The following is a 23,139-nucleotide window of genomic DNA, read 5'->3' as shown; positions in this document are numbered from 1 at the left end:
CGGCCCAGGTGCACCCCTGACACGCCCCGGGCGCACACCCGACCCGAAGGCCCTCCCGGCCGGGCCCCGGGTCACAGGGATCACGGAGGCGCCACCGGACCCGCCCCACCGGCCCAGGTCCACACCTGACGCGCCACCGCCGCTCGCCCGACGCCGGAATCGCCCCCGACAGCCGAGCTCGTGCCACACCGACCCAAGTCCACACCCGGCGCACGCCCGATCGGCGGATGCTGCCGGGAGGGTCGGAGGTGATCGCCGGGTGTGCGGGGGCAGGAAACGTCCACCTCGCACCGACAGCCGACCCTCGCCCGTCCCCCCGGCAAGGGTCAGTCGCGGCGTACCGCGCCCGGGAGGCGGAGGCGGCGTACTACCGACCGGAGTTCCGGGCCGCGCAGGGGTGGGCCGCCCGGTGGGGGTGCCTCTGGGGTGGGGTCGGCGGCCCAGAGGGCCAGTTCGCGGTCCCGGGGGCCGTACTCGGTGTGCGGGGCGCCGGCGCCGAAGATCCGCACCGGGTGGCTGTCGTCCCAGTGCTGCCAGCCGGGGTCGCCGTGCTCGGCGAACCGGACCCAGGCGCCGTGCATGGCCTCGGAGAGTTCGGGCGGGGTGCCCGCGCCCGCCAGTTTCGCGGACTCGGGGGCGTCGCCGGTGCCGAAGACGAAGCCGAGTTCCAGGGCGTGGCAGGCGCCGAGGCCGGGCCGGATGGACGGCCAGGCGAACTCGTACACGTACGAGGTGTCGGGGCGGGAGTCCGCCAGGCGGTGCAGCGGGTTCCGCAGCAGGCGGTCGGTGACCATCTGGCCGACGATCTCGGCGGTGCGGGCCCCGGGGCGCAGGGTGCGGTAGCCGCGGGGCACCTCGGGACCGCAGCGGCAGCGGGCCATGGCTCCGGCCAGCGCGAGCGGCCCGAGCCGGTCGACGCGCTCCAGCAGACCGCCGGGCACCAGCCACAGCCGGTACTCCTCGCCGGTCCAGCCCGTCAGCAGCTCCACGCCCCGCGCCGCCGCGCCGTCGACGAGCGCCTCCAGGGGATCGCGGGGCACGAGGTCGCCGTCGACGACGATCCCGAAGGCGGGCCCGCCGAGCACGGGACTGCTGAGCCGGCCGGCCTCGGCCTGGGTGCGCAGCAGCAGTTCCCGGTCGACCTCGGCGAAGGCGGCTGCCGTGGCGGGGATCTTCAGCCGGGTGGCCATCCGGCGCACCATCTTGCGTACCTTGTCCCGCTCGGCCGCCTCGGGCGGCCCGCTCTGCAGAATCGCCCGCCGCACCAGACCTTGGGTCCCCGGCGCGGCCAGCAGTGCCCCCGCACTGATCGCTCCGGCGGACTGCCCGGCCAGGGTGATCCGGCCGGGGTCGCCCCCGAAGGCCCCGATCGAGGCGTGCACCCACTCCAGGGCGGCGAGCTGGTCCCGCAGCCCGGCGTTGGCGGGGGCGTCCGGGAAGAGGCCGTAACCCTCCACCCCGAGGCGGTAGTTGACGGACACGAACACGATGCCGTCCCGGGCGAAGTGCCGTCCGTCGTAGACGGGCACGGCGGAGGAACCGCGGGTCAGCGCCCCCCGTGCAGCCACACCATGACCGGCAGTCGCGCCCCGGGGCTGGGATCGGGCGTCCACACATTGAGGTTCAGACAGTCGTCCCCGACCACCACCGGGTCGGCCAGATACTCCGCGAAGGCCGGGGAGTACGGCGGTTTCGGCGCCGTCGGCCCGAACGCGCCCGCGTCACGGACACCGTCCCAGCGCTCAGGCGGCAACGGCGGCCGGAACCGGCGGGGCCCGAAGGGCGGCGCGGCGTACGGAATGCCGCGGAACACGGCGACCGTCCGCTCGTACCTGCCGCGCACGGCCCCGTAGGGGGTGCTGACCACGGGGTCGGTCCGGTCCGCCGCCATCCGCCCACCAGCCCTTCGCCAAGACCCGCACCGGTCCCATCAGAGCACCACATCGCCCCGATGTATTCCGGTGGATCGCCCGGGCACGACTGATCGGCGCCCCACGAGGCGGACGAATGGCGGCCGGTCACCGGTGCGCCGGTGGTCTCATTGACCACCCTTCGTACCGGATCTACCGTAGAAGGCGCTTTCTACGAGTGCGTCCGTCAGCCCATCCAGGAGAGCCATGCCCGACCGCCCCGCGCAGCCCCCCAGGGCCGTGTTCGCGATGGACCCCGTCCACCTCCCCCGGCTCTTCCCCCCGCCCCTCATGGCAGGGCTGAGGCAGACCTGCGCCATCGAACCCGCCCTGGTCGTCCGGGACTTCAGCGCCCCCGCGGCCGCCGCGGCCCTGGCGGAGGCGGACGTCCTGATCACGGGCTGGGGCTGCCCCCCGCTGGACGCGGCCCTCCTCACGGCCGCCCCCCGCCTCCGCGCGGTCCTCCATGCCGCGGGCTCGGTCCGCCACCTGATCGGCGAGGACGTCTGGCGCCACGGCGTCACCGTGTCCAGCGCGGCAGCGGCGAACGCCGTTCCGGTCGCCGAGTACACCCTGGCCATGATCCTGCTGGCGGGGAAGGACGCCTTCGCCCACCGGGACCGCTACCGCACCACCCACACCCCGCCGACCTCCGCGGAGACCGCGAGCACCGGCAACCTGGGCCGCCGCGTCGGCGTCATCGGCGCCTCCCGGGTGGGCAGACGCCTGCTGGAGCTGCTGCGCCCGTTCGACTTCGACGTCCTCCTGCACGACCCGTACGCGACCCCCGCGGAGGCGGCGACCCTGGGAGCCGAACTCCTGCCGCTGGACACCCTCCTGCGCCGCAGCGACATCGTCACGCTGCACGCCCCCGACCTCCCCGGGACGCACCGCATGCTGGACGCCGACCGCCTGTCGCTGCTCCGGGACGGCGCGGCCCTGATCAACACCTCCCGGGGCGCCCTGGTCGACCCGGACGCCCTCACCGGCGAGTTGGTCTCCGGACGTCTCACCGCGATCCTCGACGTGACCGAACCCGAGCCCCTGCCCGCCGACTCCCCGCTGTACCGGCTCCCCAACGTCGTCCTCACCCCCCACATCGCGGGCTCCCTCGGCAACGAGCTGGAGCGCCTGGGCCGCACGGTCGTGGCGGAACTGGAACGCCTGGCGGCCGGCCACGCCCTCGCTCACGAGGTACGCCGGGCGGACCTGACCCGGGTGGCGTGACCCACGGCACCCTCCCGGCCGGACGGCTCCGGCAGCGGCGGCTCTTCCGCAGATCCTGCGGCGAACCTAGGGTAGGAAGCGCTTACTATCACGCTGGGCGAGACGTCCGACGGCCCTCGGGCGGGCCGGAGAGGTGGTTCCCGATGGTCCGTACGGGGAGTGCGCACACGGCGGCCGGGCCGACCCTGGCCGTGGTCGCCCGGGAGGCGGGGGTCTCCGTGCCCACCGCCTCCAAGGTGGTCAACGGCCGCGAGGACGTCGCGCCCGAGACCCGGCGCCGGGTCACCGAGGCCCTGGACCGGCTCGGCTATGTCCGCAGACCCCGCTTCGACGGGGTCAGGACACCCGGGTTCGTCGACCTGGTGGTGAACACCCTGGACACCTCCTGGTCCGGCGCCGTCCTGCACGGGGTGGAGGCGGCCGCGCACGACGCAGGCCTGGAGGTGGTCGTCTCGGCCGGGACACCCCGGGCCACGTCCGACCGTCCGGAGCGCGGCTGGCTGGACAAGCTCACCACGCGCGGCTCCTCCGGGGTGCTGTTCAACCTGACCGAGCCGACCGCCGCCCAGTACGCCTGGCTCGAACAGCACCGCATCCCGTTCGTGATGATCGACCCGGTCGCCGAACCCCCGCCGGGCGTGGTGTCGGTGGGCGCGGCGAACTGGCAGGGCGGGGTGACGGCGACCGAGCATCTGCTGGCGCTCGGGCACCAGCGGATCGCCGTGGTCGCCGGGGACCGGCAGACCATCGCGGACAGCGCCCGGGTGGCCGGCTACCGCTCGGCGCTCGCCTCGGCGGGCGTGCGCCACCGGCCCGAGTACGTCCGGTACGCGGGCTCCGACGAGAGCCTCGCCGGCCGCCGGACCCGGGAGCTGCTGGAACTCCCCGAGCCGCCGACAGCCCTGTTCGTCACCTCGGACCTGATGGCGCACGGGGTCTACGCGGCGCTCGCCGCACGGGAGTTGCGCGTCCCGGACGACATCAGCGTGGTCGGTTTCGACGATCTGCCGCAGTCCCGCTGGATCACCCCGGCGCTCACCACGGTCCGCCAGCCGCTGTCCGAGATGGCGGCGACGGCCCTGCGGCTGCTGGTGCGGATGATGGCCGGTGACCGGCCCGAGAGCACCCGTACCGAACTGTCGACCCGGCTGGTGGAGCGGGCGAGCACGGCCGCGCCGAGTTTGGCATGTCCCGCTGGTCGTTCATAGGTTGACCCGATGGGTCTCATCGACAGGCTGACCGGCACCCGCTACCCCGAGGACGGGGTCGTGCCGCTGTCGGCGTCGGACGTCCGGGCCGCGCTGCTGGCGCTCAACGGCCCGGACGCGCCGTACCGCATACGCACCGCGCTGACCGCGGAGAAGGCCGACCTGGTGGCGGAGTGGCGGATCCCGCCGTCGGCCTCGCGCCGGCTGGAGCGGACCGTGAAGACACGGATGCTGCTGGTCCCCGGGCGGCGCGAGGTGCGCAGCGTCGACGAGCAGTGGGAGGTCAAGCGGACCGGGAGTCCGCCGCGTTGGGTGGTGGCGCGCCGGCACTCCGTGGGGCAGGTGAACTGGACCGAGCGGCAGTGGACGTACGAGCGGGGTGCCGACGGGCGGCGGCGGAAGATCGAGACGTTCCGCTTCGACTCCCGGCAGATCAAGGACCCCTTGCGGGCGGCGGCCCTGGCGGCGGGGTGGACCTGGCGCGGGATGATGTTCAGCCTCGCGCCGCCCAGGTGAGCCCGCCGCGCAGGTGGGCGCGGAAGTGCGGGTCGTCGTAGGCGTCGGCCGCATGCCCGAGGGCGGTGTAGAAGACGCGTCCGGCGCCCTGTTCGCGGCACCAGGCGAGGGGGTGGTCGGCGCCCATGCCGCCGCCCTCGTACGACGTCTCGTCGGCGGACAGCAACACCCTTGCCGAGGCACGGGGGTTGGTGTCGAAGTCGTACCACTCGTCGGTGAAGTCCCAGACGGGGGGCAGATGGCGGGTCGCCGGATGGCCGGGGTCCTCGACCAGGACGCGGCCCGGCTGGAAGTCCGGGTGGCGGGTGAAGCGGGCGCCCAGCAGCTCGCCGTAGTAGGGCCACGTGTACTCGGTGCAGGCCGCCGCGTGCACCCCGGCGAACCCGCCGCCCGCCTCGATGTATCCGGCCAGCCGCTCCCGCCCGGCCGGGGTCAGCACCTCGCCGCTGGTGGAGAGGAAGACGACGGCGGCGTACGGCTCCAGGGGCGCGGTGAGCGCGGCCGGGTCCTCGCTGTGGTCGACCTCGAAGTCCCCGAGGGTGCGCAGCGCGGCGACGGCGGCCGGGATGGAGTCGTGCCGGTAGTCGGTGGTGCGGGTGAAGACGAGGAGTCGCGGGCCCATGGTCGACGAGCGTACGGCCTGCGCCCCAACCGCCGCGGTGGTTGGGTCGTTTCGGCCTCTCCTTCGCCTCGCGTTCATCACAATGCGGGCATGAGTGATGACTGGCGGCAACGGATCGACGCGCTCCAGGAGGAGCTGATCCGCCGTGACGACCCCACCGCCTGGGTGCGTGAGGCCGACGCGGTGGACGCCTCGCTGCGCTATCCCCATCTCGTGCTGCGGGGGCCGGTGTTCGGGGTCGCCGTCCTCGATCCGGCGGCGGGGCCGTGCTGGCGGCTGCTGAAGCCGGTGGTGGACCCCATGCCGCAGGTGGCCCGGGACGGGCTCAACTCCCATCTGTGGTTCACGGCGAAGGACGGCACCGACGATCCGGCCGTACGGCGTGAACTGCTCGCCGCGGTGGCGCTGCTGGACCAGCGGCCGGTGAACGAGGTCGAGGCGTGCGGGGTGCGGTACCGGGTGGTGCGCGCGGACGAGTTCTCGCGCGGCGACGGCGAGCGGCCGGAGCCGCCCCGGCCGACGGATCCGCAGCCCGCCGAGCCGAACTGGGCGCGGCCCCGCACGCCCCCGCCGGGACCGGACGTCGGTTTCGCCCTCGACCCCGCCCACGACGACGGCCCGATGGCCGCGGCGACCCGGCTGGGGCTGCGGGACTTCGCATACCGCCCGGCCGCGGTCCCGGCCGCGGTGTGCGCCGACTCCGAGCGGGCGGTCGGCTCCCATCCGGAGGTCGTGCTGCTGCCGACCTGCTTCGGCGTGGTCGAGCACGGCAGCCTCGGCTGGCAGCCGTCCGGCGGGCTCGCGGCGACCGCGCACGACGCCCGGCGCCGGCTGTACGACGGGATGGCCGAGGTCTGGGCCGCGCTGCACCGCTACGACGACGCCACGCGGGCCGTGTACGCCAGGGCCGCCGAGGAGTTCCGGGCGCTCGGCCGCGCCGACGCGTGCACGGTGGCCGGGCGCCGCTTCCGGATCTGCCGGGTCGACCGCATGCTCCGCATGGGGCCCGACGGCCCCGAACCGCCGCGCCCCTCGGACCACGACGCGTACGGTCCCATGCGCATCCACCCGGCGATGGACGAGTACGGCACGATCGCCTACGACTGACGGCGGCGGCTCGACCGGTCGTGCTCTCCCGGTTGCCGGGCGGCGGCACCCGGCCCCTGTCCGTTTCCTTCAAGACCGGCCGCCCGTGCGGTGCCTACGGTGGGCGCATGACTCCACGATTCGACGCCTTCGGGCTGGTGGTCTCCGACATGGCCGCCGCTGTCACCTTCTACCGCCGCCTCGGTTTCGCCTTCCCCGACGGGGCCGGGAACGAGCCGCACGCCGAGGCCGGACTGCCCGGCGGGCTGCGGCTGATGCTGGACACCGAGGAGCTGGCCCGGTCCCTCCACCCCGGATGGCAGCCGCCCTCCGGCTCCCGGCACTCGCTGGCCCTGCGCTGCGACCATCCCGGCGAGGTCGACACGGTGTACGAGGAGCTGACCGGCGCCGGGTACCACGGCGAGCTCAAGCCCTGGGACGCCTTCTGGGGCCAGCGGTACGCGGTCGTGCACGACCCGGACGGCAACGGCGTCGACCTGTTCGCGCCGCTACCGGCGGCCGAGTAGCTCCCCCAGCGGCACCCCGGCCAACTCCTTGACCTCCCGCGCCAGATGGGCCTGGTCGGCGAATCCGGCGCGGGCCGCCGCCTCGGCGAACGGCACCTCGGCGGCGAGGCGCAGGGCCCGCCGGAAGCGCAGGATGCGGGCCAGCGTCTTGGGCCCGTAGCCGAAGGCGTCCAGCGCCCGCCGGTGCAACTGGCGTACGCCGAGCCCGAGTTCATCGGCGGTGGCGCCGACGGTCCGGCCCGCGTCCAGGGCGCCGACCAGCCGGCGCAGCAGCGGATCGGGCGGCTCGGCGCGCTCCAGGACGAGGTCCTCCAGTGCCCTCGGCAGGTCGGCCGCTCCGTCGACGCGACCCGCCAGCCGCCGTACCTCGGCGGCGGGCCACAGGTCGGCGAGGTCGACGCGCCGGTCGCGCAGTTCGTGCGCGGGCACGCCCAGGAAGGCGGGGGCGGAGCCGGGGAAGAAGCGCACGCCGACCCAGCTGCCCGCCTCGCCTTCGGTGAGGTGGGCCCGGGTGTCGGCACCGGCGACGCTCAGCCGGCCCTCGTGCCAGAGCAGGTCCATGCAGCCGTCGGGGAGCACGCGCCCGGTGCCGGGCGAGGTGTTCACCCAGACGACGGCGCCGGAGAGCCGGGACGGCCGTTCCTCGTACACGGCCCTACGTCCCCCTCGCCCGGTGCTCCTGCGGGCTCACCCCGTGGACCCGCTTGAAGGCGCTGGACAGCGCGAAGGCGCTGCCGTAGCCCACCCGCCGGGCGATCGCTTCGAGGGTGTCGTCGGTGTCCCGCAGCGCGTCCGCGGCGAGGGCCAGCCGCCAGCCGGTCAGGTAGGTCATCGGCGGTTCCCCGACCAGCTCCGTGAACCGCCGGGCGAGCGCCGCCCGGGACACCCCCGCCTTCGCCGCCAGGGACGCCACCGTCCAGGGGTGCGCCGGATCGTCCTGCACCAGCCTCAGCACCCGCCCCACCACCGGATCGGCGAGCGCCCGGTACCAGGCGGGCGCCGCCGCCTCGGGCCGGGAGAACCAGGCCCGCAGCGCGGCGATGACCAGCAGGTCCAGCAGCCGGTCCAGGACCACCTCCTGGCCCGGTTCGTCACGGACGATCTCCTCCCTGAGGAACGGGGTGAGCGGGCAGTCCCACACCTCGGCCGTGAGCGTCAGCAGCGGCGGCAGCGCGTCCAGCAGCCGCCCGCCGACCTCGCCCTGCCACAGATAGGTGCCGATCAGCATCACGGCCGCGCCGTCGGCCCGGTCGCCCCAGGTCCGCACGCCGAGGTCCATGACGCCGTTGAGCGAGCGGCCGTCGGGGTAGCGGCACTCCCCGCCCGGCAGGATCAGTGCCTGCGGCGGGGTGTCCGGGGCGTCGGCGCAGGTGTACGGGGCCGGGCCGCGGGCGATCGCGAGATCGCCGGGGCGCAGCAGCACCCGCTCCCCCGTGTCGGGCACGATCCATGCCTCGCCCCGGGCCATCACCATCACGGTCAGCGGGGCGCGGTCCTCGATGCGGACGGCCCACGGCGGGTCGAAGCACGCGCGGATCATGAAGGCGCCACGCGCGCGTGGGCCCTCCAGCAGGCCGGCCAGGGCATCCATGGCGCCAGCGTAGACGCGTGCGCATGGGAATGAGCCGTTCGGCGATGGGGACTTGGGCCGCGCGGCCGTTGACTTGAGCCATGACGACGAACACGCGCAACGCGACAGTGATGGTGACCGGCGCCTCGGGCCGTACCGGCAGCCGGGTGGTCCGGGCCGTACGGGCGGCCGGCCTTAAGGTGCGGGAGGCGACGCGGTCCCGGGGCTTCGACTGGGAGGACCCGACGACCTGGGCGGACGCCCTGCGCGGCGCCGACGCCGCGTACCTGATGTACCCGACCGACGTGGGTTCCCCGGCCGCGGCCGAGGGCGTCGGGGCGCTGGCCCGGGAGGCGGTCGGACTCGGCGTACGGCGCCTGGTGCTGCTGTCGGCGCGCGGCGAGGACCAGGCGCTGCCGACCGAGGAGGCGCTGATGTCCTCGGGCGCGGACTGGACGGTCGTACGGGCCGCGTGGTTCGCCCAGAACTTCAGCGAGGGCCCGCTGGCGGACGGGCTGCGCGAGGGCGGGCAGCTGGTCTTCCCGGCCGGGGAGGTGACGGAGCCGTTCATCGACGTACGGGACATCGCGGACGTGGTGGCGGCCGTGCTGGCCTCCGGGGACCGGTACGCGGGCCGGACGCTGGAGGTCACCGGGCCGCGGCTGCTGTCCTTCCGGCAGGCCGTCGCGGAGGTGGCGGGAGCCACGGGCGCCGCGCTGACGTACGTGCCAGTGCCGGCGCGGGCGTACGGGGAGCACCTGACCGGCTTCGGCGTCCCGCGGGAGGAGGCGGAGCTGCTGGTGGAGGTCTTCGAGACCCTGCTGGACGGCCGTAACGCCCGGCTCACCGACGGCGTCCGGCAGGTGCTGGGCCGGGAGCCCCGCGACTTCGCGGACTTCGCCCGGGAGGCAGCGGCGGCGGGCGCCTGGCGGGGGTGACGGGCGCGGTCAGGAGTCGTCGGGCTTGTGCGGGGGGTGCGTGCTCCTCACATGGGTGCGCAGCCGGGACGTGACGTCCTCGGGGGGCAGGAAGCGGGACCAGCGCTCCGGGAACTCCGAGGGCATGTCGGGGTCGTCCGGGTCGTCGTGGGCGGCCTCGCGGTGGGCGGCGGCGCGGGCCACGTACTCGGCGACCTGGGCCTCGCGCAGCCGCTCGTTGGCGGCGCGGGCGGCGGCGGTCGCGGCGGCCGGCCAGACCCGGTCGATCGCCGCGTTGACCGCGGCCCCGACGAGGACGGCGAACGCGGACACCCCGATCCACAGCAGGACCGCGACGGCGGCGGCGAGGGAGCCGTAGATCGTGGCGCCCTCGACGGTGTTGGTGAGGTAGATGCGCAGCAGGAAACTGCCGAGGACCCACATGCCGAGGGCGACCAGGGCGCCGGGGACGTCCTCGATCCACGGCGAGCGGACCGGTACGGAGACGTGGTACAGCGTGGTCAGGAAGGCGATGGACAGCAGGATGACCACCGGCCAGTACAGCACCTGGACCAGGGTCTGCGACCACGGCAGGACGTTGAGCACCGCGTCCGGGCCCGCCACCATCAGCGGCAGGGCGATCGAGCCGATCACCAGGGCCACCAGGAAGAGCACGAAGGCGACCAGCCGCGTCTTCACGATGCCGCGGACGCCGTCGAGGCCGTACATGACGGTGATGGTGTCGATGAAGACGTTCACCGCGCGGGAGCCCGACCACAGCGCGAACAGGAAGCCGATGGAGATGACGTCGGGGCGGCCGCCCTTCATCACGTCGTCGAGGATCGGCTGGGCGATCTGGCGGACGCCCCGGTCCGACAGGACCGTGCGGGAGGCCTCGATGAGGTTCGTCTCCAGGCTGCTGATGGTGTCGGTGCCGGTCCAGTCGTCGACGTGACCGAGCAGTCCGATCATGCTCAGCAGCAGCGGCGGGACGGAGAGCAGCGTGAAGAAGGCCGCCTCCGCCGCGAGCCCCAGGATCCGGTACTCGATGCACGAGTTGACCGTGTCCTTGAGCAGCAGCCAGGCGGTCCGGCGCTTCGAGACGTTCCGGTAGAGGGCACGCGCCCGGTGGAGACGGCCGGAGGGCCTCTGGGGGAATTCACTTGCTGGCTGCACGACCTAACGGTATCCGCCGCGGGGCCCGCTCCCGTCCCGCCCCGGGGGCCGCCGCGTCGGTGGGGTGAGTGCCCGGATCCGGACGGGTAGGTTCACAGCCATGGACGGCACCACCCACACCGTGACGAACCAGCCCCCGCCCCTGATCGGGTACGACGTCTACGCGGCCGACCGGGCGCTGACGGCGGCGGTCGAGCGGCATCTCGACCCGGGCCTGCTCTCCGACGCGACCAGCGAGTTGTCGGCGCTGGGCCGGTCGGCCTCCGCGGCCCAGCTCCAGGAGTGGGCGGTGCAGGCCGACGAGAACCCGCCGCGGCTGCGCACCCACGACCGCTACGGCCACCGCGTCGACGAGGTCGACTTCCATCCGGCCTGGCACCGGCTGCTCGGCAAGGGGGTCGCCGCGGGGCTGACCGCGGCCTGGACCCGGCCCGGCGGGCATGTGCGGCGCGCCGCCGGGTTCCTGGTGTGGACCCAGGCCGAGGCCGGCAACTGCTGTCCGCTGTCGATGACCCACGCCGCCGTGCCGGCGCTGCGCACCGACCCGGAGCTGGCCGCCGAGTGGGAGCCCCGGCTGACCTCCGTGATCTACGACCGTGAGCTGCGGCCCGCCCGGCACAAGGCGGGGGCGCTGTTCGGGATGGCCCTGACGGAGAAGCAGGGCGGCAGCGACGTACGGGCGAACACGACGGCCGCGCGGCCCCTGGGCGACGGGGTGTCCTACGAGCTGACCGGGCACAAGTGGTTCTGTTCGGCGCCGATGTCGGACGGGTTCCTGGTCCTCGCCCAGGCCCCGGGCGGGCTGACCTGCTTCCTGGTGCCCCGGGTGCTGGAGGACGGCACCCGCAACCCCTTCCACCTGCAGCGCCTCAAGGACAAGCTGGGCAACCGGTCCAACGCCTCCGCGGAGGTCGAGCTGGCGGGGACCTGGGCGCGCCGGGTCGGCGAGGAGGGGCGCGGGGTGCGGACCGTCATCGGGATGGTGGCGGCGACCCGTCTCGACTGCGTGCTGGGCTCGGCGGGGCTGATGCGGCAGGCCGTCGTCCAGGCGATCCACCACTGCGACCACCGCGAGGCGTTCGGCGGCCGGCTGGCCGACAAGCCGCTGATGCGCAACGTCCTGGCCGACCTCGCCCTGGAGTCGGAGGCGGCCACCACCCTGGGCCTGCGGCTCGCGGCGGCCTACGACGACGGCGGCGAGCAGGAGCGGGCACTGCTGCGGATCGCGGTACCGGCCGCCAAGTACTGGGTGGCCAAGCGCTGTACGCCGGTGACGGTCGAGGCGTCCGAGTGCCTGGGCGGCAACGGCTACGTCGAGGAGTCCGGGATGCCCCGCCTGGTCCGGGAGTCCCCGCTGAACTCGATCTGGGAGGGGGCGGGGAACGTCCAGGCGCTGGATGTCCTGCGGGCGCTGCGGCGCGAACCGGCCGCTCTGGACGCCTACCTCGTGGAGATCGGCCGGGCCCGCGGCGCCGACCACCGGCTGGACGCCGGGATCAAGGGCCTGCTGACCGAACTGGCCGATCTGGAGAGCGTCGAGGGCCGGGCCAGGCGCCTGACGGAGCGGCTGGCCCTGGTGCTCCAGGCTTCCCTGCTGGTCCGGTTCGCCCCGCCGGAGGTGGCCGACGCCTTCTGCGCGTCACGTCTGGGCGAGGACGGCGGCGCGAGCTTCGGGACCCTGCCGGCCACCCTGGACCTGGAGTCCGTGGTGGACCGGGCCAGGCCGGAGGCCTGATCGCATCCCCCGCGGCGACGGGGCGAGGGGTGGTGCCGCGCCGACACGGCACCACCCTTCGCACAGGCCCGTTCGAGGCCGCGAACGCCGCTCGGGACGGCGTCGCTCAAGTCTCGATCAGGCCATGGCCCACCACCAGGGTTGCAAGGGGTTGCAACTTGCCGGCTCCGGTGGCCGAACCGGCTCCGTCCGCCCGGGACGGGCTGCACTATGAGACGACCGGTCAGGAACGGCCGACGCACTCCCGGGGAGGACTCGTGGCGCTGTCATCCATGGACGTGACGCAGCTGGCCGTCGTCGACGCGGCGCGCGCGGCGCGGGTACTGAACGACGTGCGCAGCGCCACCCTCGCCGGGCAGCGCGCGCCGGTCGCGCCGCGCCCGGTGATCGAGCAGTCCTGGGACCGGCTGCTGCGCAGCGGGGTCGACCCGGACCGCGGCGTCCGCTCCGGGCTGCTCTCCCGCGAGGAGGTGCAGCGGCGCCGGGAGACCAGCGCGCTGCGGCACGTGCTGCCGGTGCTGCGCGAGGGGCTGCTGTCGGTCGCGGACGTCGCCCACCACATCATGGTCGTCGCCGACGAGGAGGGCCGGGTGCTGTGGCGGGAGGGCAGCGCGCCGGTGCTGCGCAAGGCCGACGGGCTCGGCTTTGAACTCGGCGCGGACTGGCGGGAGGACGTCGTCGGCACCAACGGCGTGGGCACCCCGGCCGTCGTGCGCCGGCCGGTGCAGGTCTTCGCCTCCGAGCACTTCGTGCGCACCCACGCCACCTGGACCTGCGCCGGTGCCCCGATCACGGATCCGCGGGACGGCCGGCTGATCGGCGTGGTGGACATCAGCGGACCGCTGGAGACCATGCATCCGGCGACCCTCGCCTGGGTGGACTCGGTCGCCAAGCTCGCCGAGTCCCGGCTGCGGGAGGTGCATCTGAGCGCGCTGGAGCGGCTGCGCGCGGTGGCGGCGCCGGTGCTGTCCCGGCTCGCCGGGCGGGCGCTGGTGGTGGACCGGGACGGTTGGTGCGCGGCGGTGACGGGGATGCCGTACCCGGGGCGGATCACGCTGCCCAAGTCGCTCGCGGCGGGGCGGCGGTGGCTGCCGCCGCTCGGACTGTGCGCCGTGGAGCCGCTGGCCGGCGGCTGGCTGCTCAGGCCCGCCGACGAGCCGGTGCCGCACGGGAGCACCCGGATCGTGCTGGATCTGTCGCAGCCGCGCCGCTGGTCGATGACGGTGACCGGGGGCGCGGGCACCTGGCGCCACGAACTGAGCCCCCGGCACGCCGAGTTGCTCTACCTGCTGGCCCTGAACCGGGACGGGATGAGCGCGGCGGGCCTGGCCAGGGAGGTATTCGCCGACGCGGGCCGCACGGTGACGGTCCGGGCCGAGATGTCCCGGGTGCGCCGCTATCTCGGGGGGCTGCTCGACCATCGGCCGTATCGTTTCTGCGAGTCGGCGGAGGTCGAGGTGCTGCTCCCCGAGGATCCGCGCGACCTGCTGCCGCACTCGACGGCGCCGGGCGTGGCCGACGGCCGTACGCGCTGAAGCTCCCGAGGTGGCATCTTCCGGGTAATTACGGGGTCTTCGTCCGCGACCACAGCCCGCTGCCGTAGCATCCGAGGTGGGCCACCCCACCTGCTCCTCGGTCAACGTACGGATCAGCAGGCGCAGTTGGCTCGCCTCGGGAGGACGTCATGACACAGCATCGCGGCAGGCACCGCCGGCGCAGGAGGGGCCGCGCGCTGCGTGGAGTGCTGGCCGGAACCGCTCTCGCGCTCACCGCGGCCGCCACCATGATCAGCGCCTCCCAGGCCACCGACGACGCGGATCCCGGGGCGCTGAAGCCCCTCACCTCACACGCCGAGCTGAACCCCCTGCGACTGCGCGAGGAGCTGCTGCCCGAGCCCGCCCTGGACCGGCTCGACGCCCGGCTGGGCCGCCCGGCCGGCGTCGGCGCGGTCCTCGCCGACGCCGACGGCACCCTGCGCGACCCGGACGACTGCACCGAGCGCGCGGCCCTCCCGGTGGCGCCCGCGGCCACGCGCGCGTACTGCTGGGACGCCGCCGGCACCCGGGGCCTTCGGTCCGGCGCGGTCACCACCTCCGGGGACGCCGACGACGACGGCCACTGGGGCGAGCACCGCGTGGTGCTGTCCGCCTGGTCCGGCGACCGGCGCTCCCGGGTCGCCTTCGTGGACGCGGACGACCCCGGCCGCCTGAGCTACACCTGGGTGCGGCTCGCCGTCCCGACGGACGACGGCCGTGCGCACCGCCCGCTGCGCTCGGCACTCTCGGGCATGGTCTGGTACCAGGACAAGCTGCTGGTCACCGCGCGGGACGGACTGTACGTCTACGACCTGCACCGCGTCCGGCGCGCCCCCGCGGCGGACGGCTCCCGGTACGTCCTGCCGGCCGTCGGCGTGTACCGCTCGGCCGGACCGGCCCCCACCGGCCTCTCGCTGGACCGCAGCACCTCGCCGGACAGCCTGGTGGCGAGCAGGGACGGCCGGCTGTGGCGGTACGCGTTCAGCGCGGACCCGGACCGCGCCGGGCTGCTCGCCACCGGCACCGCGACCGAGGCGTACGCGACCGGGGCGGAAGGGCTCGGCGGGTTGCTGTCGTACCGCTCCCGCTGGTACCTGACGCAGCGGGCCGAGGAGCGCGGCACGCTGTGGCGGCAGAGCACGGACGGGGCCGAGGCCACCCGCTGCGGGGCCGACGGGACCCGGCTGTGCTGGACCGGGCGGACCGCGTCCCTGTCGTACTGGCAGCAGACCGGGGAGGTCTGGTCGCAGTCGGGGCGGACCCTGTTCGCGCTGCCGCTGCACGCGATCGACAGAGCGCTGGACTAGATGATTGTCTGGGCGACATGCCCAACATCCCCGTGACCACCTGGTCCCTGGAGCAGACGGACCCCTCCGACCTGCTGCCGGCCGCCGCCCCCGAGGGCGACGTGCGGATCGTCCGCTCCGAGGTCCCCTCCCCCGAGTTCAGCCGCTTCCTGTACGCCTCCGTCGGCGGCGACATCCGCTGGATCGACCGGCTGGGCTGGAGCTACGCCCAGTGGCAGGAGCACCTGGAGCGCCCCGGCGTGGAGACCTGGGTCGCCTACGACCACGGCACGCCTGCCGGGTACGTGGAGCTGAGCCCGCAGGACGACGGGGTCGTGGAGATCGAGTACTTCGGGCTGATCCCCGCCTTCCGGGGCCGCCGCATCGGCGGCCATCTGCTGTCGTACGGCGTCGCCCGCGCCTGGGACCTCGCGGACCGCTGGCCAGGGCGGGCGCCCACGAAGCGCGTCTGGCTGCACACCTGCAGCCTGGACGGCGAGCACGCGATGGACAATTACCGGCGCCGGGGCTTCACGCTGTTCGACACCAAGGTCGAGGAGCAGTCGCAGGTGGCCGCGCCGGGCCCCTGGCCGGGCGCATACCCCGCCTGACCTGCCCGAGGCGGCACATTGCAGGCATGTGACCCAGAACACCCTTGTCTCGCTCTCCGAGACAAGGGTGTCCGCATTTTGGACGAAGCTGGACTGTGTCCAGATCGCCGTGACACGCTTCCGTCATGCCTGGAACTGGAATTGCCTTGGTGAGTCGGCGGCACGTCGACCTCGGCCGCATGTCCAGCGCCATCTGTCCGGCGCGCTGAGAGTTCATCCAGCACCGCCCGGCACCTCCCCCTTTGCCTGCATTTCCCGCGCAAGGACGCGCACGTCTGCCGTGCGCGCACGCGCAGGTCAGAGCCGCTTTCCCGCCTGTCCCGAAGGACGTATCAACCATGGCCGCCACCCCGCAGAACCCCGCCGCCGCGACCCCCCGCCGCAGGGCGAGCCGTCACCGCGGCGAGGGACAGTGGGCCGCGGGGCACTACACCCCGCTGAACGGCAACGAGCAGTTCAAGAAGGACGACGACGGTCTCAATGTGCGGACACGCATTGAGACGATCTACTCCAAGCGCGGCTTCGACTCGATCGACCCCAACGACCTGCGCGGCCGGATGCGCTGGTGGGGTCTGTACACCCAGCGCAAGCCCGGGATCGACGGCGGCAAGACCGCGATCCTGGAGCCGGAGGAGCTGGACGACGAGTACTTCATGCTGCGCGTCCGGATCGACGGCGGCCGGCTCACCACCGAGCAGCTGCGGGTCATCGGCGAGATCTCGCAGGAGTTCGCGCGCGGCACCGCCGACATCACCGACCGGCAGAACGTCCAGTACCACTGGATCCGGATCGAGGACGTGCCCGAGATCTGGAACCGCCTGGAGGCGGTCGGCCTGTCCACCACCGAGGCCTGCGGTGACACCCCCCGCGTGATCCTCGGCTCGCCGGTCGCCGGTATCGCCGCCGACGAGATCATCGACGGCACCCCGGCCATCGACGAGATCCAGCGCCGGATCATCGGCAACAAGGACTTCTCGAACCTGCCCCGCAAGTTCAAGTCCGCGATCTCCGGCTCGCCGCTGCTGGACGTGGCGCACGAGATCAACGACATCGCCTTCGTCGGGGTGCACCACCCCGAGCACGGCCCCGGCTTCGACGTGTGGGTCGGCGGCGGTCTGTCCACCAACCCCAAGATCGGTGTCCGGCTCGGCGCCTGGGTCCCGCTCGACGAGGTCCCGGACGTCTACGAGGGCGTCATCTCGATCTTCCGCGACTACGGCTACCGCCGGCTGCGCACCCGCGCCCGCCTGAAGTTCCTGGTCGCCGACTGGGGCCCGGAGAAGTTCCGGCAGATCCTGGAGGACGAGTACCTGCAGCGCAAGCTCGTCGACGGCCCGGCCCCGGCCCAGCCGGTCGAGCGCTGGCGCGACCACGTCGGTGTGCACCGGCAGAAGGACGGCCGCTACTACGTCGGCTTCGCCCCGCGCGTGGGCCGGGTGGACGGCACCACCCTGACGAAGATCGCCGAGCTGGCCGAGGCGCACGGCTCGGGCCGGGTGCGGACCACCGCCGAGCAGAAGATGCTCGTCCTGGACGTGGACCAGGCGCAGGTCGACTCGCTCGTCGCGGGCCTGGAGGCGCTGGACCTCACGGTCAGCCCGTCCCCGTTCCGGCGCGGCACCATGGCCTGCACCGGCATCGAGTACTGCAAGCTCGCCATCGTCGAGACCAAGGCGCGCGGCGCCTCGCTGATCGACGAGCTGGAGCGCCGGATCCCGCAGTTCGACGAGCCCCTCACCATCAACATCAACGGCTGCCCGAACGCCTGCGCCCGTATCCAGGTCGCGGACATCGGTCTCAAGGGCCAGCTGGTCCTCGACGACCAGGGCCGGCAGGTCGAGGGCTACCAGGTGCACCTGGGCGGCGCGCTCGGCCTGGAGGCCGGCTTCGGCCGCAAGGTGCGCGGTCTGAAGGTGACGGCCGAGGAGCTGCCCGACTACGTCGAGCGGGTCCTCAAGCGCTTCCAGGAGGAGCGCGAGGACGGCGAGCGCTTCGCCACCTGGGCCGCGCGTGCATCCGAGGAGGCCCTGTCATGAGCGAGCGGGCCGCCCCCTTCTACTGCCCCTACTGCGGCGACGAGGACTTGAGGCCGAGTGAAGCCTTGGAGGGCAGCCACGGCGCGTGGGAATGCGCCGCGTGCAACCGGGCTTTTCAGCTGAAGTTCCTCGGGCTGCTGGCCCGGGGCGTTCAGCCGACCGAGGCAGGGGGAGACGAGATATGACGACCACCCGGGAAGAGCGCACCACCGAGGATCTCAAGGCGCTCGCCGAGCAGGCGGGCCGCGATCTGGAGGGCGCCGACGCGCTGGAGATCCTCCGGTGGGCCGCGGACACCTTCGGCCGGCGCTTCTGTGTGACCTCCTCCATGGAGGACGCGGTCGTCGCCCATCTCGCCTCCCGCGCGTTGCCCGGTGTTGACGTGGTGTTCCTCGACACCGGCTACCACTTTCCCGAGACCATAGGTACCCGTGATGCGGTGGAGGCGGTGATGGACGTCAACGTCATCACGCTCACCCCGCGCCGCACGGTCGCCGAGCAGGACGCGGAGTACGGCCCCAGGCTGCACGACCGCGATCCGGACCTGTGCTGCAAGCTGCGCAAGGTCCAGCCGCTGGAGGAGGGCCTCGAGGGCTATCTGGCCTGGGCGACGGGCCTGCGCCGCGACGAGTCCGAGACCCGGGCGAACACCCCGGTCGTCGGCTGGGACGACAAGCGGCAGAAGGTCAAGATCTCGCCCATCGCCGGGTGGACCCAGGAGGACGTGGACGCCTACGTGGCCGAGCACGGTGTCCTCACCAACCCGCTGCTGATGGACGGTTACCCCTCCGTCGGCTGCGCTCCCTGCACCCGTCGCGTCCTGGAGGGCGAGGACGCGCGGGCCGGCCGCTGGGCGGGCCGCGCCAAGACCGAGTGCGGGCTGCACCTGTGACCACGACCCCGTTTCCGGAGACCGCCCCGGAGAACAAGGAGAACCACGTGACGACCGGAGCCACCGTCTGGCTCACGGGTCTGCCGAGCGCCGGCAAGACCACCATCGCGTACGAGCTGGCCGGCCGGCTGCGCGAGGAGGGCCACCGCGTCGAGGTGCTCGACGGCGACGAGATCCGCGAGTTCATCTCCGCGGGCCTCGGCTTCAGCCGCGCGGACCGCCACACCAATGTGCAGCGCATCGGCTTCCTCGCCGACCTGCTCGCCCGCAACGGCGTCAAGGCGCTGGTGCCGGTGATCGCGCCGTACGCCGACAGCCGTGAGGCGGTGCGCAAGCGCCACCAGGACAGCGGGGCCGCGTACCTGGAGATCCACGTGGCCACGCCGGTCGAGGTGTGCTCCGAGCGCGATGTGAAGGGCCTGTACGCCAAGCAGGCGGCGGGCGAGCTGTCCGGGCTGACCGGGGTCGACGACCCCTACGAGGAGCCCGAGACGCCCGACCTGCGGATCGAGTCGCAGAACCAGACCGTGCGGGAGTCCGCGGCGGCCGTGTACGCGCTGCTCAGCGAAAGGGGCCTGGCATGACGACGACCGTCTCCTCGGTCGAGGAGGGCACGGGGACTCCGTACGCCCTCTCCCACCTGGACGCGCTGGAGTCCGAGGCGGTGCACATCTTCCGCGAGGTGGCGGGCGAGTTCGAGCGGCCGGTGATCCTCTTCTCCGGCGGCAAGGACTCGATCGTCATGCTGCACCTGGCGCTGAAGGCGTTCGCGCCGGCGCCGGTGCCGTTCTCGCTGCTGCACGTCGACACCGGGCACAACTTCCCCGAGGTCCTCGACTACCGGGACCGCGCGGTGGCCCGGCACGGGCTGCGGCTCCATGTCGCCTCGGTGCAGGACTACATCGACCGCGGGGTGCTCAAGGAGCGCCCGGACGGCACCCGCAACCCCCTGCAGACGCTGCCGCTGACGGAGAAGATCCAGGCGGAGAAGTTCGACGCGGTCTTCGGCGGCGGGCGCCGCGACGAGGAGAAGGCCCGCGCCAAGGAGCGGGTGTTCTCGCTGCGCGACGAGTTCTCCCAGTGGGACCCGCGCCGCCAGCGGCCCGAGCTGTGGAACCTCTACAACGGCCGGCACGCGCCCGGCGAGCACGTCCGGGTGTTCCCGCTGTCCAACTGGACCGAGCTGGACGTCTGGCAGTACATCGCCCGTGAGGGCATCGAGCTGCCGGAGATCTACTTCGCGCACGAGCGTGAGGTGTTCGCCCGCAACGGCATGTGGCTGACCGCCGGCGAGTGGGGCGGCCCGAAGGACGGCGAGACCGTCGAGAAGCGGCTCGTGCGCTACCGCACGGTCGGTGACATGTCCTGCACGGGCGCCGTGGACTCCGACGCCACCACGCTGGACGCCGTGATCACCGAGATCGCCGCCTCCCGGCTCACCGAGCGGGGCGCGACCCGTGCCGACGACAAGATGTCCGAGGCCGCGATGGAAGACCGCAAGCGCGAGGGGTACTTCTAGCCATGAGCACCACCACGGAACTCCCCGAGACGACCCTGCTGCGGTTCGCCACCGCCGGTTCCGTCGACGACGGCAAGTCCACCCTCGTCGGGCGGCTGCTGCACGACTCCAAGTCGGTCCTCACCGACCAGCTGGAGGCCGTGGCGCGCGTTTCGGCGAGCCGGGGCCAGGAGGGCCCGGACCTCGCGCTGCTCACCGACGGCCTGCGCGCCGAGCGGGAGCAGGGCATCACCATCGACGTGGCCTACCGCTACTTCGCCACGGCCAAGCGCCGGTTCATCCTCGCCGACACCCCCGGCCATGTGCAGTACACCCGCAACATGGTCACCGGCGCCTCCACCGCCGAGCTGACGGTGATCCTCATCGACGCCCGCAACGGCGTCGTCGAGCAGACCCGCCGGCATGCCGCGCTGGCCGCGCTGCTGCGCGTGCCGCACGTGGTCCTCGCCGTCAACAAGATGGACCTGGTGGACTACCAGGAGTCCGTGTTCGCCGCCATCGCCGAGGAGTTCACGGCGTACGCGCTCGAACTGGGCGTCCCGGAGGTCACCGCGATCCCCATCTCGGCGCTCGCCGGTGACAACGTGGTGGAGCCGTCCGCCCACATGGACTGGTACGGCGGCCCGACGGTGTTGGAGCACCTGGAGACCGTCCCGGTCACCCACGACCTGAGCCACTGCCACGCCCGGCTGCCCGTGCAGTACGTGATCCGCCCGCAGACCGCCGAGCACCCCGACTACCGCGGTTACGCCGGTCAGATCGCCGCCGGTTCGTTCCGCGTCGGCGAGCAGATCACCGTGCTGCCGTCGGGCCGCTCCACGAAGATCGCCGCCATCGACCTGCTCGGCGAGCCGGTCGACGTCGCCTGGACCACCCAGTCGGTGACCGTCCTGCTGGAGGACGACATCGACATCTCGCGCGGCGACCTGATCGTGCCCAGCAAGGACGCGCCGCCGACCACGCAGGACATCGAGGCGACCGTGTGCCATGTCGCCGACGCCCCGCTCACCGTCGGCCACCGGGTGCTGCTCAAGCACGGCACGCGCACGGTGAAGGCGATCGTGAAGGACATCCCGTCCCGGCTCACGCTCGCCGACCTGTCCCTGCACCCGCACCCCGGACAGCTCGTCGCCAACGACATCGGCCGGGTGAAGATCCGGACCGCCGAGCCGCTGCCCGTCGACTCCTACGCCGACTCGCGGCGCACGGGTTCGTTCATCCTGATCGACCCGAGCGACGGCACGACGCTCACCGCCGGCATGGTCGGCGAGTCCTTCGCCTCCCCGGAGCCCGTCAAGGACGCGGCCGACGACGACGGCTGGGACTTCTGACCATGTACTGGACCGGAGCGGGCGGGGGGCGGCGATGTCCGCGCTGACCTCCCACCCGTCCATCCGCCGTTCTCCCGGCCGCGCTCGATAAGGGCGCCGGGCCGGGCCACCGAGAGGAACACCTCCCGTGCCTGCCATCCCCGCCCTGCGCCGTACCCTCGCGGTACTGGCCGTGCTGCCGCTGCTCGCGCTCGCGGCCGCGTGCGGCTACGGCTCCCAGGCCGTGGAGAACACCGAGCACGCGATACCCGGGGCGGCGAAGGTCGACGGCCTGGACGCGGTGCGCATCGGCTACTTCGGGAACCTCACCCACGCCACGGCGCTGGTGGGGCGGCACGAGGGGATCTTCCAGAAGGAGCTCGGCGGTACGACGGCGAAGTACGCCGCGTTCAACGCAGGTCCCTCGGAGATCGAGGCGCTGAACTCGGGGTCCATCGACATCGGGTGGATCGGGCCCTCCCCCGCGATCAACGGGTACGTCAAGGCGAACGGCAAGAACCTGCGGATCATCTCCGGTTCGGCCTCCGGCGGGGTGAAGCTGGTCGTGAACCCGGAGCGGATCACGTCCCTCAAGGACGTCGAGGGCAAGCGGATCGCCACGCCGCAGCTCGGCAACACGCAGGACGTGGCCTTCCTCAACTGGGCCGCCGAGCAGGGCTGGCAGGTCGACGCGCAGAGCGGCGAGGGTGACGTCTCCGTCGTCCGCTCCGACAACAAGGTCACGCCCGACCTCTACCGGTCCGGCTCGGTCGACGGTGCCTGGGTACCGGAGCCGACCGCGTCCAAGCTGGTCGCCGAGGGCGGCAAGGTGCTGCTGGACGAGGCCGACCTGTGGCCGGACAAGAAGTTCGTGATCACCAACGTGATCGTGTCGCAGAGCTTCCTCGAGGAGCACCCGAAGGCCGTCGAGGCGGTGCTGAGGGGTTCCGTCGAGGCGAACAAGTGGATCAACGCCAACCCGGACGAGGCGAAGGCCGCCGCCAACGCCCAGTTGGCCGCGGACACCGGCAAGGCGCTGCCCGCCGAGGTCATCGACCGGGCCTGGCCGTCCATCCGGTTCACCGACGATCCGCTGGCGGCCACGCTCGACGCGCAGGCGCGGCACGCGGTGAAGGCGGGTCTGCTGGAGCGGCCGGACCTGTCCGGCATCTACGACCTGACACCGCTGAACAGGGTCCTCAGAGCCGAGGGCGCACCCGAGGCCGACGACGCCGGTCTCGGCGTGAAGTGAGCCACGAGTCCAGATGAGTTCCCAGGAGGTGACGACCATGGCAACCGCCCTCGCCAAGGCCCCCGACACGGATACGTCCGTGGAGCACGCCGCGCGCATCGACCACGTGTCGAAGTCCTTCGCCGGCCCGGCCGGGCGGCAGCTCGTCCTCGACGACATCACCCTCGATGTCGCGCCCGGTGAGTTCGTCACCCTCCTGGGAGC

Annotated in this window: 22 protein-coding genes and 2 pseudogenes; 19 read left to right on the top strand and 5 right to left on the bottom strand. The window is 73.3% G+C overall.

Features of this window, described 5'->3' with window-relative positions:
- Positions 1 to 326 precede the first annotated feature (326 nt).
- A pseudogene (locus tag ACWD11_RS27630) lies at positions 327 to 1,891 on the bottom strand (carboxylesterase/lipase family protein).
- Positions 1,892 to 2,117: 226 nt separating this feature from the next.
- On the opposite strand from ACWD11_RS27630, the gene ACWD11_RS27625 reads away from it, so the two are divergent.
- The 3 genes from ACWD11_RS27625 to ACWD11_RS27615 all read left to right on the top strand — a co-directional run bounded on the left by ACWD11_RS27625 (position 2,118) and on the right by ACWD11_RS27615 (position 4,861).
- The gene (locus tag ACWD11_RS27625; protein WP_451286207.1) at positions 2,118 to 3,137 is read left to right on the top strand and encodes a hydroxyacid dehydrogenase; all 1,020 of its coding nucleotides are present in this window, start codon (positions 2,118 to 2,120) and stop codon (positions 3,135 to 3,137) included.
- Between the two features lie 143 nt (positions 3,138 to 3,280).
- On the top strand, positions 3,281 to 4,345 hold the full coding sequence (locus ACWD11_RS27620) for a LacI family DNA-binding transcriptional regulator (RefSeq protein WP_389421269.1): 1,065 nt from the start codon (positions 3,281 to 3,283) through the stop codon (positions 4,343 to 4,345).
- A gap of 9 nt (positions 4,346 to 4,354) precedes the next feature.
- A complete protein-coding gene (locus ACWD11_RS27615; RefSeq protein ID WP_451286205.1) occupies positions 4,355 to 4,861 on the top strand; it encodes a hypothetical protein in 507 nt (168 codons plus the stop codon).
- Here ACWD11_RS27615 and ACWD11_RS27610 read toward each other — a convergent pair.
- Positions 4,839 to 5,483 carry a ThuA domain-containing protein gene (locus ACWD11_RS27610; RefSeq protein ID WP_389421267.1) on the bottom strand — a complete coding sequence of 215 codons (645 nt, stop codon included), beginning with the start codon at positions 5,481 to 5,483 and terminating at the stop codon, positions 4,839 to 4,841. The genes ACWD11_RS27615 and ACWD11_RS27610 overlap by 23 nt on opposite strands.
- A gap of 90 nt (positions 5,484 to 5,573) precedes the next feature.
- On the opposite strand from ACWD11_RS27610, the gene ACWD11_RS27605 reads away from it, so the two are divergent.
- Both ACWD11_RS27605 and ACWD11_RS27600 read left to right on the top strand, forming a co-directional pair.
- Positions 5,574 to 6,590: a DUF5954 family protein gene (locus tag ACWD11_RS27605; RefSeq protein ID WP_389421266.1), complete on the top strand. Its 1,017-nt coding sequence runs from the start codon at positions 5,574 to 5,576 to the stop codon at positions 6,588 to 6,590.
- A 107-nt stretch (positions 6,591 to 6,697) separates the two neighbouring features.
- Entirely contained in the window at positions 6,698 to 7,096 is a 399-nt protein-coding gene (locus ACWD11_RS27600; RefSeq protein ID WP_389421265.1) for a VOC family protein, read from the top strand.
- Here ACWD11_RS27600 and ACWD11_RS27595 read toward each other — a convergent pair.
- Positions 7,079 to 7,747 carry a DUF6597 domain-containing transcriptional factor gene (locus tag ACWD11_RS27595; RefSeq protein WP_451286202.1) on the bottom strand — a complete coding sequence of 223 codons (669 nt, stop codon included), beginning with the start codon at positions 7,745 to 7,747 and terminating at the stop codon, positions 7,079 to 7,081. The genes ACWD11_RS27600 and ACWD11_RS27595 overlap by 18 nt on opposite strands.
- Before the next feature lie 4 nt (positions 7,748 to 7,751).
- Entirely contained in the window at positions 7,752 to 8,687 is a 936-nt protein-coding gene (locus ACWD11_RS27590) for an AraC family transcriptional regulator (RefSeq protein ID WP_451286200.1), read from the bottom strand.
- A gap of 80 nt (positions 8,688 to 8,767) precedes the next feature.
- Here ACWD11_RS27590 and ACWD11_RS27585 point away from each other — a divergent pair, with 80 nt between their 5' ends.
- On the top strand, positions 8,768 to 9,604 hold the full coding sequence (locus tag ACWD11_RS27585) for an NmrA family NAD(P)-binding protein (RefSeq protein ID WP_451286198.1): 837 nt from the start codon (positions 8,768 to 8,770) through the stop codon (positions 9,602 to 9,604).
- A gap of 9 nt (positions 9,605 to 9,613) precedes the next feature.
- Here ACWD11_RS27585 and ACWD11_RS27580 read toward each other — a convergent pair whose 3' ends face one another.
- Positions 9,614 to 10,759: a YihY/virulence factor BrkB family protein gene (locus ACWD11_RS27580; protein ID WP_389421261.1), complete on the bottom strand. Its 1,146-nt coding sequence runs from the start codon at positions 10,757 to 10,759 to the stop codon at positions 9,614 to 9,616.
- A 100-nt stretch (positions 10,760 to 10,859) separates the two neighbouring features.
- Between ACWD11_RS27580 and ACWD11_RS27575 the strand changes: the two genes are divergently transcribed.
- The 13 genes and pseudogenes from ACWD11_RS27575 to ACWD11_RS27515 form a co-directional block, all read left to right on the top strand.
- A complete protein-coding gene (locus ACWD11_RS27575; RefSeq protein WP_451286196.1) occupies positions 10,860 to 12,494 on the top strand; it encodes an acyl-CoA dehydrogenase family protein in 1,635 nt (544 codons plus the stop codon).
- 272 nt (positions 12,495 to 12,766) lie between these two features.
- Positions 12,767 to 14,029, top strand: coding sequence for a GAF domain-containing protein (locus tag ACWD11_RS27570; protein WP_451286355.1), 1,263 nt, complete (start codon positions 12,767 to 12,769; stop codon positions 14,027 to 14,029).
- Positions 14,030 to 14,178: 149 nt separating this feature from the next.
- Entirely contained in the window at positions 14,179 to 15,336 is a 1,158-nt protein-coding gene (locus ACWD11_RS27565; RefSeq protein WP_451286194.1) for a hypothetical protein, read from the top strand.
- A 17-nt stretch (positions 15,337 to 15,353) separates the two neighbouring features.
- Positions 15,354 to 15,926 carry a GNAT family N-acetyltransferase gene (locus ACWD11_RS27560; RefSeq protein ID WP_389421258.1) on the top strand — a complete coding sequence of 191 codons (573 nt, stop codon included), beginning with the start codon at positions 15,354 to 15,356 and terminating at the stop codon, positions 15,924 to 15,926.
- Positions 15,927 to 16,051: 125 nt separating this feature from the next.
- On the top strand, positions 16,052 to 16,135 hold the full coding sequence (locus ACWD11_RS27555; RefSeq protein ID WP_310887545.1) for a putative leader peptide: 84 nt from the start codon (positions 16,052 to 16,054) through the stop codon (positions 16,133 to 16,135).
- A gap of 129 nt (positions 16,136 to 16,264) precedes the next feature.
- A complete protein-coding gene (locus tag ACWD11_RS27550; RefSeq protein WP_389421257.1) occupies positions 16,265 to 17,962 on the top strand; it encodes a nitrite/sulfite reductase in 1,698 nt (565 codons plus the stop codon).
- On the top strand, positions 17,959 to 18,147 hold the full coding sequence (locus tag ACWD11_RS27545; protein ID WP_383315669.1) for a hypothetical protein: 189 nt from the start codon (positions 17,959 to 17,961) through the stop codon (positions 18,145 to 18,147). Before ACWD11_RS27550 ends, ACWD11_RS27545 begins: the two co-directional genes overlap by 4 nt.
- The gene (locus tag ACWD11_RS27540) at positions 18,144 to 18,854 is read left to right on the top strand and encodes a phosphoadenylyl-sulfate reductase (protein ID WP_451286191.1); all 711 of its coding nucleotides are present in this window, start codon (positions 18,144 to 18,146) and stop codon (positions 18,852 to 18,854) included. Before ACWD11_RS27545 ends, ACWD11_RS27540 begins: the two co-directional genes overlap by 4 nt.
- Complete coding sequence (gene cysC / locus ACWD11_RS27535; RefSeq protein ID WP_389421255.1) at positions 18,851 to 19,438, top strand: adenylyl-sulfate kinase; 588 nt, start codon at positions 18,851 to 18,853, stop codon at positions 19,436 to 19,438. The genes ACWD11_RS27540 and cysC overlap by 4 nt, the downstream gene beginning before the upstream one ends.
- Entirely contained in the window at positions 19,435 to 20,373 is a 939-nt protein-coding gene (cysD, locus tag ACWD11_RS27530) for a sulfate adenylyltransferase subunit CysD (protein WP_389421254.1), read from the top strand. The genes cysC and cysD overlap by 4 nt, the downstream gene beginning before the upstream one ends.
- Before the next feature lie 2 nt (positions 20,374 to 20,375).
- Entirely contained in the window at positions 20,376 to 21,704 is a 1,329-nt protein-coding gene (locus ACWD11_RS27525; protein WP_389421253.1) for a sulfate adenylyltransferase subunit 1, read from the top strand.
- Positions 21,705 to 21,831: 127 nt separating this feature from the next.
- Positions 21,832 to 22,935, top strand: coding sequence for an aliphatic sulfonate ABC transporter substrate-binding protein (locus ACWD11_RS27520; protein ID WP_451286189.1), 1,104 nt, complete (start codon positions 21,832 to 21,834; stop codon positions 22,933 to 22,935).
- Positions 22,936 to 22,972: 37 nt separating this feature from the next.
- Positions 22,973 to 23,139 (top strand): annotated as a pseudogene (locus tag ACWD11_RS27515) (ABC transporter ATP-binding protein); the annotation flags it as partial.

The sequence above is a fragment of the Streptomyces sp. NPDC002776 genome (assembly GCF_053592195.1).
The sequence above is the reverse complement of the archived record's forward strand: the minus strand, read 5'-3'. Positions and strand labels throughout refer to the sequence as shown.

What these genes read in the sequence shown, in the direction of transcription:
- ACWD11_RS27625 (WP_451286207.1), top strand. Translation starts at nt 2,118, where the DNA reads ATGCCCGACCGCCCCGCGCAGCCCCCCAGGGCCGTGTTCGCGATGGAC.
- ACWD11_RS27620 (WP_389421269.1), top strand. Translation starts at nt 3,281, where the DNA reads ATGGTCCGTACGGGGAGTGCGCACACGGCGGCCGGGCCGACCCTGGCC.
- ACWD11_RS27615 (WP_451286205.1), top strand. Translation starts at nt 4,355, where the DNA reads ATGGGTCTCATCGACAGGCTGACCGGCACCCGCTACCCCGAGGACGGG.
- ACWD11_RS27610 (WP_389421267.1), bottom strand. Translation starts at nt 5,483, where the DNA reads ATGGGCCCGCGACTCCTCGTCTTCACCCGCACCACCGACTACCGGCAC.
- ACWD11_RS27605 (WP_389421266.1), top strand. Translation starts at nt 5,574, where the DNA reads ATGAGTGATGACTGGCGGCAACGGATCGACGCGCTCCAGGAGGAGCTG.
- ACWD11_RS27600 (WP_389421265.1), top strand. Translation starts at nt 6,698, where the DNA reads ATGACTCCACGATTCGACGCCTTCGGGCTGGTGGTCTCCGACATGGCC.
- ACWD11_RS27590 (WP_451286200.1), bottom strand. Translation starts at nt 8,687, where the DNA reads ATGGATGCCCTGGCCGGCCTGCTGGAGGGCCCACGCGCGCGTGGCGCC.
- ACWD11_RS27585 (WP_451286198.1), top strand. Translation starts at nt 8,768, where the DNA reads ATGACGACGAACACGCGCAACGCGACAGTGATGGTGACCGGCGCCTCG.
- ACWD11_RS27575 (WP_451286196.1), top strand. Translation starts at nt 10,860, where the DNA reads ATGGACGGCACCACCCACACCGTGACGAACCAGCCCCCGCCCCTGATC.
- ACWD11_RS27570 (WP_451286355.1), top strand. Translation starts at nt 12,767, where the DNA reads ATGGACGTGACGCAGCTGGCCGTCGTCGACGCGGCGCGCGCGGCGCGG.
- ACWD11_RS27565 (WP_451286194.1), top strand. Translation starts at nt 14,179, where the DNA reads ATGACACAGCATCGCGGCAGGCACCGCCGGCGCAGGAGGGGCCGCGCG.
- ACWD11_RS27560 (WP_389421258.1), top strand. Translation starts at nt 15,354, where the DNA reads ATGCCCAACATCCCCGTGACCACCTGGTCCCTGGAGCAGACGGACCCC.
- ACWD11_RS27555 (WP_310887545.1), top strand. Translation starts at nt 16,052, where the DNA reads ATGCCTGGAACTGGAATTGCCTTGGTGAGTCGGCGGCACGTCGACCTC.
- ACWD11_RS27550 (WP_389421257.1), top strand. Translation starts at nt 16,265, where the DNA reads ATGGCCGCCACCCCGCAGAACCCCGCCGCCGCGACCCCCCGCCGCAGG.
- ACWD11_RS27545 (WP_383315669.1), top strand. Translation starts at nt 17,959, where the DNA reads ATGAGCGAGCGGGCCGCCCCCTTCTACTGCCCCTACTGCGGCGACGAG.
- ACWD11_RS27540 (WP_451286191.1), top strand. Translation starts at nt 18,144, where the DNA reads ATGACGACCACCCGGGAAGAGCGCACCACCGAGGATCTCAAGGCGCTC.
- cysD (WP_389421254.1), top strand. Translation starts at nt 19,435, where the DNA reads ATGACGACGACCGTCTCCTCGGTCGAGGAGGGCACGGGGACTCCGTAC.
- ACWD11_RS27525 (WP_389421253.1), top strand. Translation starts at nt 20,376, where the DNA reads ATGAGCACCACCACGGAACTCCCCGAGACGACCCTGCTGCGGTTCGCC.